The sequence below is a fragment of the Sphingomonas arenae genome (genome assembly GCF_016924655.1).
In the GTDB taxonomy this organism is placed as follows: domain Bacteria; phylum Pseudomonadota; class Alphaproteobacteria; order Sphingomonadales; family Sphingomonadaceae; genus Sphingomicrobium; species Sphingomicrobium arenae.
On the sequence record NZ_JAFFJU010000004.1, the window covers coordinates 53,036 to 64,930 of the forward strand.

The window sequence follows — 11,895 nt, forward strand, 5'->3', positions numbered from 1 at the left end:
AACACTCCATAGGGGGCTGACGAGCAATCGTCACGCGGGCGCCCGGATCGGAAACGGTCCGGGCGTTTGCTTTTCGGGTTGCGCTTGCCCGCGCCAATCTCTAGTGGGTCGTTCCACTGTATTAACACGTTGGAACGACCGATGGCGACCGCCGCCACAATCCTGCAGCCCACCCGTGACGAGCAACAGCTCTGCGAAGACCTGTGTCGCGCCCTCCTCACACCGGAAAGCCCGGAGGAGATGCGTCGCCTGCTCGTGGACCTCTGCACCCCCGCCGAGATCCGCACGCTTGCCGAGCGCTGGCACGTTGCCCGCCTGCTCGACGGCACTGATCTCTCTTACCGTGACATCCACGACAGTACGGGGGTCAGCACCACCACCATCGTCCGCATCGCCCGCTTCCTCCGCCAGGAGCCGCACCAAGGCTACCGCCGGGCCATCGACACGCTGGAGGGCGACAATGCTGGTTGACGCCGACCGCCTGCACATCGCCATCCAGAAGTCAGGCCGCCTGTCCGACGCTAGCCGCGGCCTGCTGAAGGACGCAGGTCTTCGCATCCAGGGCGGCCGGAATGAACTCACGGCCCGGGTGGAGAACTTCCCCGCCGACCTGATGATGGTCCGCGATGACGACATCCCCACCTTCGTCGGCGACGGCGTTTGCGAGTTCGGGATCGTCGGCGGCAACGTGCTGGAGGAGTTCGTCCTCGGCCGCCCCGACGCTGGGCTGGAGGTGGTTGCCCCGCTGGGCTTCGGCCGCTGCTCGTTGAAACTCGCCGCGCCGCTCGATGCAGTCTACGATGGTCCACTATCGCTTGCCGGCACGCGCGTCGCCACTTCCTATCCTCGCATCGTCCAGCGCTTCCTCGACGACCACGGAGTAACTGCCACCATTGTTGAGATGAACGGTGCGGTGGAGCTCGCACCCCGTCTCAGGATCGCCGGCTACATCTGTGATCTGGTGAGCACCGGCGCGACACTGGAGGCCAACGGCCTGCGCCCGGTCGCCGACGTTTTCGACAGCGAAGCCGTGCTCATCCGCACGAGGCAGAACATCGGCGAGGCTCGCGACGAGCTCGCCACCCGCCTCCTCAACCGCATCAGCGGCGTGCTCGCGACCAAGGAGTCGAAGTACATCATGCTGAATGCGCCGGCGGATGCGCTGCGGGAGATCACTGCGATCCTGCCGGGTGCCGAAGCCCCGACGGTCCTACCCCTGCATGGTCGCCCGGGCCACTTTGCCGTCCATGCCGTCTGCCAGGAGTCGGTCTTCTGGGAGACGCTCCAGAAGCTGAAGAGTGCCGGCGCCTCCGCCATCCTGGTGCTCCCCATCGAGAAGATGATGCTGTGAAGACCCTCCGCTGGTCCGCCCTTTCCCTTGAAGAGCGCCGCGCCGCGCTCGCCCGCCCCGAGCAGCGCCGTTCGCGGGAGCTTCAGGCATCGGTACGTGCGATTGTCGATGACGTGCGCGCCGACAGTTGGGACGCCCTCTGCGATATCGCCGAGCGCCTCGATGGCGAAGCTCCGCGCCTCGTTAAGGTCGCGCCGGTCGCCGCCAAAGCCCGCCGCAACTTCGCTCCCGACGTTGTTGCGGCCATGGAGCTCGCCGCCGCCAACATACGCGCCTTTCACGCGGCGAGCTTGCCACGCGAGACGGCTGTTGAAACCATGCCTGGCCTTACCGTCCGCAAGGTCTGGCGTCCCATCGACCGTGTTGGCCTTTACGTCCCTGGTGGCAAGACCCCTCTTTTCTCCACCCTGCTGATGCTGGCGATCCCTGCCCGGGCGGCTGGCGTTGAAGAGGTGGTCGTCGTCACCCCGCCCCGTCCGCAAGGCGGCCTCGACATAGCTATCGGTCTCGCCGCCGAGCTTTGCGGCATCGATGCGATCTGGACCATCGGCGGCGCACAAGCCATCGCCGCCCTGGCGTTCGGATCTGGCGACATCCCCGCGGTTGCGAAGATTTGCGGACCCGGCAACGCCTGGGTGGCCGAAGCCAAGACTTACGTCTCCTCCCTTCCTGGCGGCCCGGCCATCGACATGCCCGCGGGCCCGAGCGAACTGATGGTCGTCGCCGATGACAGCGCCGATCCGGCGACCGTCGCCGCGGACCTGCTGAGCCAGGCCGAGCACGACTCGGCCGCCCAGGTCCTGCTCGCCACCCCCAGCGAGCGCCTCGCCAGCGCCGTCCAGGCGGAGCTCACTGCTCAACTTGCCACCCTGCCCCGCCGCGACTTCGCCCAGGCCGCGCTTGACGGCGGCACCATCCTGCTTGCTGGCGACCTCACCGAAGCCGCTGACATCGCCAACCTCTACGCCCCCGAGCACCTCTGCCTCGCCGTGGAGGACCCGCAAACCCTCCTCCCGCTCATCCGCAACGCCGGCGCGGTCTTCGCCGGTCACGCGGCGGCCGAGTCCTTCGGCGACTATCTTGCCGGCTCCAGCCATGTCCTTCCGACCGACGGCGCCGCGCGGGCCTGGAGCGGCGTCTCCGTGCACACCTTCCTGAGAGCAATGAGCGTCCAGACCGTCACGAGCCAGGCTGGCCGGGCCCTGGCCGCTCCCGCAGCAGCCCTGGCCCGCCTCGAGGGCCTGGAGGCCCACGCCCGCGCCGCCGACATTCGTGCCGTGAGCGTGCCCGCATGAGCCTCGCCCAGCGCCTCGCCCGCCCCGAGCTGCTCGATTTACCGCCCTTCGACCTTGGCGAGCGGCACGGCGGCTATGGCGCGGATACGATCAAGCTCGACGCGAACGAGAATCCCTATCCGCCGCTATCCGGCGGTGACCTCGCCGCCGGCCTCAACCGCTATCCGGAGCCGCAACCCGCCGCGCTGCGTGCCGCCATGGCGTCGCTCTACGGCGTGGCTCCCGAGCAGCTGCTGCTCACCCGCGGCGGCGATGATGCGATCGATCTCCTCTGCCGCACCTTCCTCCGCGGCCGCGAGGATGCGGTCGCGGTGTGCCTGCCGACTTTCTCCGCCTACGCCCATTTCGCCCGGCTGCAGGGCGCCCGCGTGATCGAGGCGCGGCTCGACGACAGGTTCGACTTCACCGCGGACCTGCTGCTCGCGGCCGTGGCCGGCGAACCCGCGCTCAAGCTCGCCTTCATCTGCTCGCCGAACAACCCAACGGGCAACGAGGTCGACCCAACCGAAATCCTCAAGGCCGCCGACGCGATGCCCGACACGATCCTGCTGGTCGACGAGGCTTATCTCGAATTCTCGGCCACCCCGAGCCTGGTCGACGAGGCAGTCCGCCGCCCCAATCTCCTGGTCCTCAAGACCCTGTCAAAGGCGTTCGGCCTCGCCGGTGCCCGTGTCGGCGGACTGGTCGGCCCAGCGGAGACCCTCGACGTGATCTCCCGCGCTTTGCCGCCCTACCCACTGCCGACCCTCTCCATCGAGGCGGCGCTCCAGGCTCTTCAGCCATCCCGGCGCGCGGTTCATCAGAGACGGATCGACCGTATTCTTGCCGAGCGCGCGCGCCTGGCGCCGCTGCTCCAGCAATCGCCATTGGTGAACCGGATCCACGTCGGCGGCGGGAACTTCCTCTTTCTTGAGGTAGAGTCTCCGGAAGTGCTCGCCAAGCGCCTGGTAGAGCTCGGGATCAAAGTTCGGTTCCGGTCCAATGCGGCACCTGGTGGCGTCCGCCTCACCATCGGCACGCCCGAGGAGAATGACGCAGCCCTTGACGCCTTCGAGGTAGGCCAGCAGAGCCGCCCCGCGCGCCGCGCCGAACTGGCCCGCGACACGCGCGAGACCCGCATCGCCGTAGCCGTGGACCTCGACCGTGCCGAGCCACGCCGCATCGCCACGGGCGTGCCCTATTACGACCACATGCTCGACCAGCTCGCGGCTCACGGCAACTTCAGCCTGGTCCTCAGCTGCGACGGCGACACGGAGATCGACGCTCACCACACGGTGGAGGACTGCACGATTGCCCTTGGCCAGGCGCTGAAATCCGCCCTCGCTGACAAGCGCGGGATCGGGCGCTTCGGCTTCGCCCTACCGATGGACGAGACGCAGGCCCAAGTGCTGATCGACCTGTCCGGCCGTCCGTACAGCCGGTTCGAGGGCGCGTTCGCCGCCAGCCACATCGGCGATTACCCGACCGAGATGACGCCCCATGTCTTCCGCAGCTTCGCCGACAGCCTCGGCGCTGCGATCCACGTCAAGGTCGATGGCGAGAACGACCATCACAAGGTCGAGGCCTGCTTCAAGGCGTTCGGCCGAGCTCTGCGCCAGGCGGTCGCCAGGGAGGGGAGCCCCGACGCTCTCCCCAGTACCAAGGGGCTCCTGTGACGCTGGCGGTCGTCGACCTCGGCTACGGCAACCTCGGGTCGATCGCCATCGCGTTCGAGCGCTTCGGCCTGCAGCCCCTGGTCACGGCCGATCCCGAGCGGATTGCCGGGGCAGACAAGGTCCTGCTTCCGGGCGTCGGCGCGGCCGGCTTCGCGATGGAGCGGATCGCCACCCTCGGCCTCGCTCCCGTGCTGCGCGCGCTCACCCAGCCGGCGCTCGGCATCTGCCTCGGCATGCAGCTCCTATTCGAACGCAGCGAGGAAGAGGACACCCCTTGCCTCGGCCTCATCCCCGGTCAGGTCCGCCGCCTCGGACCCGCGCCCGAGCGCCCGGTCCCGCACATGGGCTGGAGCGCGCTTGAGGTGGAAGATGAAAGCATCGGCCTAAACTCTTGCGACTATGTCTATTTCGCTCACAGCTACGCCTGCGACGATGGACCCGCCACCGTCGCCCGCGCCACCTACGGCCGAACCATTCCTGCTGTCGTCCGCCACGCGAACTGGACCGGTGCGCAATTCCATCCGGAACGCTCCGGCAAGGCTGGCGCCGCGTTCCTGAAAGCATGGCTCGACGCATGATTCTGCTCCCCGCCATGGACCTGATGGGCGGCAAGGTCGTGCGCCTTCGCCAGGGCCGCTTCGAGGACGCGACGGTCTACCCCGCCGACCCGGTCGAAGCCCTGCGCCGCTTCGCAGAGGCTGGAGCCGAGTGGGCGCATGTCGTCGACCTGGATGGCGCCCGCGCCGGTGAGCCGGTCCAGCACGACTTGCTGCGCACCCTGGCAGCGGGTTCGTCGCTCAAGCTACAGGTCGCGGGCGGCATCCGCACTGCCGATCACGTCGCGGTACTCCTCGACAGCGGCGTCAATCGGGTGGTGGTTGGCTCGCTGTGCGTGAAGCAGCCCGATCTCGTCCGCTCCTTTCTCGACCGCTTCGGACCCAGTCGTATTACGCTCTCGCTCGACGTGCGCGTGATTGACGGCACCCCGATGGTCGCCACCCACGGCTGGCAGCAGGACAGCGGACGATCCTTGTGGGACGTGGCTGCCGACTTCCCCGCTGCGAGCCACCTGCTGCTCACCGACATCGGCCGCGACGGCATGCTGGAGGGCCCGAACTTCGCCCTGCTCGAACAAGCGTCCGAGCGCCTCCCGCACCTCGCCATCCAGGCTTCCGGCGGCGTTAGTGCGCTGGACGACCTCCGCCGCTTGCGCACGCCCGCCGCCATCGTTGGCCGTGCCCTGTGGGAAGGCCGCATCGATCTCGCGGAGGCCGTTAGTGCCTGCGCGTAGAATCATCCCCTGCCTCGACGTCAAGGATGGGCGGGTGGTAAAGGGCGTCCAGTTCCGTGCCCACCGGGACGTCGGCGACATCGTTGAACACGCCCTGCGCTACTCGGAGGAGGGCGCCGACGAGCTCGTCTTCTACGACATCGGGGCCAGCGCCGAGGGCCGCTGCCTCGACACCGACTGGATCCGCCGGATCGCCCGGGTCATCGACATTCCCTTCGCCGTGGCCGGGGGCCTTCGCACCCGTGACCAAGCCGCTGCCTGCCTCGACGCGGGCGCCGACAAAGTCTCGATCAATTCACCCGCGCTCGAACGGCCCGCCCTTATCGACGAGCTCGCCCGCGACTTCGGCAGCCAATGCGTGGTGCTCGGAGTCGACAGCTTCGAGGCCGGCGGTATCTACTGGGTCAAGCAATATACCGGCTCGCCCGACGCCACCCGTGACACGGGCCGCCAGACCCTTGACTGGGTGCGCGAGGTGACGGGACGCGGCGCCGGCGAGATCGTCCTCAACTGCATGCGCCGCGACGGCGTCCGCACCGGCTACGATCTCCCCCATACGCGCGCGGTGGTGGACGCGGTCACCGTACCGGTTATCGCCAGCGGCGGCGCGGGCGCTCCGGAGCACTTCCGCGATGCCTTCATGATGGGGGGCGCAAGCGGCGCGCTCGCCGCCACCGTCTTCCACGATCGCCTGATCCCCATCCCCGCCCTCAAGGAGTTCCTCGCGACATGCGGGATCGAAGTGCGCCGCTGAGCCTCTCGGACGTGGAGACGCTCGCCTGGGACAAGATGGGCGGGCTCATCCCCGCCGTTGTCCAGGACCGCGGCACGTCCACCGTGTTGATGCTTGGCTACATGGACCGTGCAGCGCTATCGGCCACGCTGGAGAGCGGTCTTGCCACTTTCTTCAGCCGATCGAGACAGCGCCTGTGGCAGAAGGGAGAGACCAGCGGCAATGTGCTGCGCGTCGCTACCATTCACGCCGATTGCGATAGCGACGCCCTGCTGGTGTTGGCGGATTCGGAGGGACCTACGTGCCACCTCGGAACGCCAAGTTGCTTCGACGCCGCGCCGGGCGGCCCCGCCTGGCTTGGCGAACTCGCGCGGATCGTCTCTGACCGCGCCAACGCCACTCCGGACGAGAGTTATACCGCCCGTCTCCTTGCCCACGGTCTCCCCCGCATCGCCCAGAAGGTCGGCGAGGAAGGCGTGGAGGTCGCCCTTGCAGCTGTCACCCGCGACGCCGCGGGAACCGCTGAGGAGATCGCCGACCTCCTTTACCACCTTACCGTGCTGATGGAGGCCCGTGCGACCGGCTGGGAGCAGGTCGTCGCAGTCCTGAAGTTCCGCCATCAGGACCTCCGTAACATCGCTGACACTTGATCGGCGCGCGCCCCGTCCGCACTTGCCCCCGCTCCCAACTTGCCGGAATTCCATGTCGCCCGATCTTGCCATCCTCTACGAGCACCCGCTTTGGTTCGAGCCGCTCTTCACCGCCCTCGACCGGCGCGGCATCAACTACGTCAAGATTCCCCTGGCCGACCACGCCTTCGATCCCGTGGTCGCGGAGCCTCCCGCCCCGGTCATCTTCAGCCGCGTGGCGATGTCGGGATTTCTGCGCGAACCCGAGCACCCGATCTTCTACGCGCAAGCCTTGCTGGATCACTGGTGCCGAGCGGGGGTACGCATCCTGAACGGGCCGGAGGTGCTCGCTATCGACTCCTCCAAGGCGCGGCAGCTGTCTCTCATCGCGTCGCTGGGGCATGCGGTTCCGGCCACGCGGGTAGTGCATCGCGCCCAGGACCTGACGACTGCTGCCGAGGGCATGTCCTACCCGCTGCTTGCGAAAGCGAACATCGGCGGCTCCGGCGCAGGCATCGTCCGCTACGATAGTCGCGAGGAGCTGGAGCGTTCGATTGCTGAGGGAACCGTGCCAGAGTCCATCGATAAGGTTTTGTTGCTGCAGGACTATGTGCCAGCACGCGGCGACACCATCCTGCGCATCGAGACGCTGGCCGGAAACTTCCTCTATGCACTGGAGGTGTCCACCGGCGACACCTTCGACCTATGCCCTGCCGACGCCTGCCAGGTGCAGCCAGGCCGCGCAGCCGTCACGATGAAAGCGGTGCAGCCCTCGGCCGACGTGGTCAGCGCCGCTGAAGGCATCGCCCGAGCGGTCGGACTGGACGTCGGCGGTGTCGAGGTCGTCATCGATGATCGTGACGGCCGCCCGCGCTTCTATGACATCAACGCGCTGTCGAATTTCGTCGCCAAGCCATTGGAGGTGCTGGGCTGGGATCCGCACGAGCGGCTTGTCGACATGCTCCAGTCCATCATCGCCGAGGTGAAGTCATGAGGTTTGGTTACTGGATGCCGGTGTTTGGCGGCTGGTTGCGCAACATCCCGGACGAAAAGATGGAGGCGAGCTGGGACTACGTCCGGCGGCTGACCCAGCGCAGCGAGGAGACCGGCTGGGACCTCAGCCTGATCGCGGAATTGAACCTCAACGACATCAAGGGCGTCGAGGAGCCGGCGCTGGATGCCTGGTCGACAGCGGCCGCGCTGGCGGCGGTGACGTCGAGCATCGAGCTGATGGTCGCGGTTCGGCCAAACTTCCACCAGCCCGCGCTGTTCGCCAAGCAGGCGGCCAACATCGACAACATCTCCGGCGGTCGCCTGGCGCTGAACGTGGTGTCGTCCTGGTGGGCGCAGGAGGCGCAGTCCTATGGGTTGCAGTTCGACCAGCATGACGATCGCTACGGCCGCACGTCGGAGTGGCTGAAGGTCATCGACGGGCTGTGGCGCGAGAAGAGGTTCAGCTTCGAGGGCGAGCGCTACCGCCTGGATGGGGCGATCTGCGAACCCAAGCCCGTGCGCAAGCCGAGGCCGACCATCTACGCCGGAGGCGAGAGCGAAGCGGCGAAAACGATGATCGCCACGCAATGCGACGCCTACGTGATGCACGGCGACCCGGTGGATGCGATCCGGCCCAAGGTCGCGAACATGGCGCAGCGGCGGGAGCGTGCGGCCGGCCCTCCGATGCAGTTCGGAATGGCGGCATTCGCGATCGTGCGCGACAGCGAGGCCGAGGCCAAACGTGAGCTCGAACGCATCACCCAGCTTCCGCCGAAGCCGCCGGCGGGGTTCGACAATTTCGACCAGTGGCTGTCCGGCACGAAGCTGGAGCGCGAACTGAAGTTGCAGGAATATAGCGTCTCCAACCGAGGTCTGCGTCCCAACCTGGTCGGCACTCCTGAGCAGCTCCGGGAGCGCATCGAGGAATATGAGGAAGCCGGGCTCGACCTGCTGCTGTTGCAGATGAGCCCCCAGGCCGAGGAGATGGACCGCTTCGCCGAGCAGGTGATCGCGCCAATGCGCCGCGCGGCCTAGTCGCCCTCACCTTCGGACCGGCGGTGAGCGGCGCAGCCTAGCGTCGCGTGGCATCCCATCGGGAGATCGGGCGTGGAAGGACGGTCCGGCTGCCCATGGTGAGTTCCATGTGTCCGGGCGGGCTCATGGTGCATGGGGCCGAGGCAGCAGACGGTCATGACCATCTGCAGGCACGCCGCGAGTCCAAGCAGCGGAGCGGTCACGAGGGATCGCCTGCGGGAGGCGGCAAGGGCTGATCGTCGTCGATCAGAATGCGCATCCCGGCGCCGTCCATGTCCTCGAACTGGCCGCGCTTCATGGCCCAGAAAAAGGCGGCCAGGCCGGACAGGCCCAGAAACAGAGCCAAGGGGATGAGGAGGGCCAGACCGCTCATCGGGCCGCATTCCTCAGGCGAAGGGCGTTTGCGACCACGATGATCGACGAGCCCGACATGGCGAGTGCCGCAACCAGGGGCGTCACCTTGCCAGCGAGTGCCAGGGGAACGGCGATCGCGTTATAGCCGATCGCGATCACGAAGTTCTGCCGGACGACCCGAAGGGTGCGGCGGGCCGCGACGACGGCCTTCGGGATGGCCATCAAGGCGTCGCCGAGGAACACCGCGTCGGCGGCATTCTGCCCAACGTCACTGGCGGAGGCTGGAGCCATGGACACGTGCCCTGCGGCTAGGGCCGGCCCGTCATTGAGGCCGTCTCCGACCATGAGCACCTTGTGGCCCGAGCCCTGGAGGCGCGCGATGGCGTGCAGCTTGTCCTGCGGGCTCATGCTGGTCTGGGCCGTGAGCCCGAGGCCCTGGATAGCCCGGGCGACCGAAGCCGCATTGTCGCCGCTGGCAGCGGAGGAATCGATCCCGAGGCTGCGCAGGCGAGCTAGCGCCTCCGCAGCGTCCGGGCGCAGCCGGTCTTCGAAGGTCAGGCGTACGGGGGCAGCGGCGTTGATGATGAGAGTGGTGGACAAAGAGCCGTCCGCGTCCCCACGGCCCAGGCGAGCCTCCATCCCGCCATAGAGGGCGCTGACGCCCCGCCCCGGCTCCTCATGCAGGTCGGTGAGGTCTGCGGCACGCACCTGCTCGGCTTCCAAGGCGCGGCGAAGGGCGGCGGACAAGGGGTGGCGGCTGGAGCGTGCCAGCGCCAGTGCGACCTGCTTCTGCTCCGGCGTCATGACGGAGGCGTTGACCAACTCGGGCCGGCCGAGAGTCAGGGTGCCGGTCTTGTCGAACAGGGCGCGGTCCGCCTCGGCAAGGCGCTCCAGCGCCGAGCCGTCCTTCACGAGTACGCCAGCGCGCATCAGTGAGCCCGCGGCGACGATCTGGGCTGCCGGAACCGCCAGCCCCAGGGCACATGGACAGGTAATGATCAGCACGGCAGCCGCGATCAGCAGTGACTGGTGCCATCCCGCCCCCATGGCCAGCCATAGGAGAAAGGAACTGGCGGCCAGCGTGTGGACAGCGGGCGCATAGATCCGGGCAGCACGGTCGGCGATGCGGACGTAGCGCGAACGCCCCTGCCCCGCCTCCTCCATCAGCCGCGCGATCTCCGCAACGCTCGTGTCCTGCCCCGCCGCGGTGACCCGAACGGTCAAAGGCGAGTCGAGGTTGAGGACACCGGCGTGCACCTCGCCCCCCTGCCGGATAGGCTGCGGGCGGGTTTCCCCGGTGAGCAGCGAGGCGTCGAGGCTGCTCTTGCCCTCCTCGACGATCCCGTCCGCAGCGAGCCGCTCGCCCGCCGCCACGAGGATGCGCATTCCGGGCTGGAGGGCTTCGGTCCGCAGCCACTCGCTTCGGCCGTCATCATGGATGACCAGCGCTCCCGCAGCGGTCTGCTGCTGGAGGGCGGTGGCGCCATCCCGCGCGCGGTCGCGCATAACGCTGTCCAGCACCCTCCCGACCAGGAGGAAGAACAGCAGCATGACGGCGCCGTCGAAATAGGCGTGCGGGCCGCTGGTCAGCGCTTCGTAGAGGCTGAGCAAGGTGACCAGCAGGACGCCGATCGAGATCGGAACATCCATGTTCGTGCGGCCGCGTCGGAGCGCGGTCCATGCCGAACGGAAGAACGGCTGGCCCGAGTAGGCGATGGTGGGGATGGCGATCAGCGCGGACAGGAGGTGGAACAGGTCGCGCGTGGCGCCGGTGGCACCGGACCAGACCGACACCGATAGCAGCATCACGTTCATGGACGCGAAGCCCGCAACGGCCGTAGCGCGGATCAGCCTCTTGCTCTCCCCGTCGGGCCGGGCGGTTGCGGCCTGTGTGAGCGGCTGCGCCTCGAAGCCGAGGCTGCGCATGGCTTCGACGAGGGCCGGCACCTGGAGCGAAGGGAGGTGAGCGACGCTCAACTGCTTGGTCGAGACATTGACCCGCGCGGAAACCAGCCCGGGCAAGCTGCCCAGCCCGCCCTCGACCTTCAAGATGCAGCCGGCGCAGCGTACCCCGGGAACAGCCAGGATCGTGCGCTCGACCGGCTCTCCAACGTCGATGCGGCTCTGCGCGGTCACGAGAGGGTCTCGATGAGACGCGCCTCGTCCAAGCCCTTGCGAGCGAGCAGGTGGACGGACCAGCGGCCCTGCGGAAGAGCCTGGTTCGAGCGCAGGTGCCCGTCGGCCGCCCGGGTGAAGGTCAGGGCAAGGTCCGGGGCACGTCCGAGCGGATGACGGGCAAACCCGGTCAACTCCGCATCCTTGACGGAGATGGCGACCTCGACCCGGCGATGCGCATCCAGCGAGGAGTGGATCGACCATCCCAGTGCGTCCTGCTTGCGCGCGGCGGCGAGCCAGCGATTGTACTGCTGGCTGGCGACGTAGCTGTTCTCGACGACCACGCCGCCAAAGGTCCGGGTCGCGAGCGTCGCCATGACCATGTTGACCGTGATCACCACCCCGAAGAAGGCAACCAGGATGGCCGTCATGTGGCGTCCGTTG

General features: G+C 67.9%; 13 protein-coding genes. 10 read left to right on the forward strand and 3 right to left on the reverse strand.

All coding sequences use genetic code 11. From position 1 onward, the window contains the following. Positions 1 to 141 precede the first annotated feature (141 nt). Genes JT720_RS12950 through JT720_RS12995 form a run of 10 tightly spaced genes read left to right on the forward strand, consistent with a single transcriptional unit; the run spans position 142 to position 8,982 of the window. Entirely contained in the window at positions 142 to 471 is a 330-nt protein-coding gene (locus tag JT720_RS12950) for a YerC/YecD family TrpR-related protein (RefSeq protein ID WP_205481722.1), read from the forward strand. Beyond that, positions 461 to 1,351: an ATP phosphoribosyltransferase gene (gene hisG / locus JT720_RS12955; RefSeq protein ID WP_205481723.1), complete on the forward strand. Its 891-nt coding sequence runs from the start codon at positions 461 to 463 to the stop codon at positions 1,349 to 1,351. The genes JT720_RS12950 and hisG overlap by 11 nt, the downstream gene beginning before the upstream one ends. Next, positions 1,348 to 2,646: a histidinol dehydrogenase gene (gene hisD / locus JT720_RS12960; RefSeq protein ID WP_205481724.1), complete on the forward strand. Its 1,299-nt coding sequence runs from the start codon at positions 1,348 to 1,350 to the stop codon at positions 2,644 to 2,646. The genes hisG and hisD overlap by 4 nt, the downstream gene beginning before the upstream one ends. Continuing rightward, positions 2,643 to 4,301, forward strand: coding sequence for a histidinol-phosphate transaminase (hisC, locus tag JT720_RS12965; protein WP_205481725.1), 1,659 nt, complete (start codon positions 2,643 to 2,645; stop codon positions 4,299 to 4,301). The genes hisD and hisC overlap by 4 nt, the downstream gene beginning before the upstream one ends. After that, on the forward strand, positions 4,298 to 4,879 hold the full coding sequence (gene hisH / locus JT720_RS12970) for an imidazole glycerol phosphate synthase subunit HisH (protein WP_205481726.1): 582 nt from the start codon (positions 4,298 to 4,300) through the stop codon (positions 4,877 to 4,879). Before hisC ends, hisH begins: the two co-directional genes overlap by 4 nt. Then, positions 4,876 to 5,592, forward strand: a complete 717-nt coding sequence (locus JT720_RS12975; RefSeq protein WP_205481727.1) for a 1-(5-phosphoribosyl)-5-[(5-phosphoribosylamino)methylideneamino]imidazole-4-carboxamide isomerase — start codon at positions 4,876 to 4,878, stop codon at positions 5,590 to 5,592. Before hisH ends, JT720_RS12975 begins: the two co-directional genes overlap by 4 nt. Beyond that, positions 5,579 to 6,346, forward strand: coding sequence for an imidazole glycerol phosphate synthase subunit HisF (hisF, locus tag JT720_RS12980; protein ID WP_205481728.1), 768 nt, complete (start codon positions 5,579 to 5,581; stop codon positions 6,344 to 6,346). Before JT720_RS12975 ends, hisF begins: the two co-directional genes overlap by 14 nt. Further along, positions 6,322 to 6,975, forward strand: coding sequence for a bifunctional phosphoribosyl-AMP cyclohydrolase/phosphoribosyl-ATP diphosphatase HisIE (hisIE, locus tag JT720_RS12985; RefSeq protein WP_205481729.1), 654 nt, complete (start codon positions 6,322 to 6,324; stop codon positions 6,973 to 6,975). Before hisF ends, hisIE begins: the two co-directional genes overlap by 25 nt. A gap of 52 nt (positions 6,976 to 7,027) precedes the next feature. Then, complete coding sequence (locus JT720_RS12990; protein ID WP_205481730.1) at positions 7,028 to 7,948, forward strand: ATP-grasp domain-containing protein; 921 nt, start codon at positions 7,028 to 7,030, stop codon at positions 7,946 to 7,948. Then, a complete protein-coding gene (locus JT720_RS12995; protein ID WP_205481731.1) occupies positions 7,945 to 8,982 on the forward strand; it encodes an LLM class flavin-dependent oxidoreductase in 1,038 nt (345 codons plus the stop codon). Before JT720_RS12990 ends, JT720_RS12995 begins: the two co-directional genes overlap by 4 nt. Before the next feature lie 199 nt (positions 8,983 to 9,181). Here the strand turns inward: JT720_RS12995 and ccoS are convergent, their stop codons facing one another. From ccoS to JT720_RS13010, 3 genes are read right to left on the reverse strand one after another with little or no spacing between them, the layout of a single operon-like run. Further along, on the reverse strand, positions 9,182 to 9,355 hold the full coding sequence (gene ccoS, locus JT720_RS13000; protein ID WP_205481732.1) for a cbb3-type cytochrome oxidase assembly protein CcoS: 174 nt from the start codon (positions 9,353 to 9,355) through the stop codon (positions 9,182 to 9,184). Beyond that, positions 9,352 to 11,472, reverse strand: coding sequence for a copper-translocating P-type ATPase (locus tag JT720_RS13005; RefSeq protein WP_205481733.1), 2,121 nt, complete (start codon positions 11,470 to 11,472; stop codon positions 9,352 to 9,354). The genes ccoS and JT720_RS13005 overlap by 4 nt, the downstream gene beginning before the upstream one ends. Further along, a complete protein-coding gene (locus JT720_RS13010) occupies positions 11,469 to 11,882 on the reverse strand; it encodes a FixH family protein (protein WP_237219998.1) in 414 nt (137 codons plus the stop codon). The genes JT720_RS13005 and JT720_RS13010 overlap by 4 nt, the downstream gene beginning before the upstream one ends. Positions 11,883 to 11,895 lie beyond the last annotated feature (13 nt).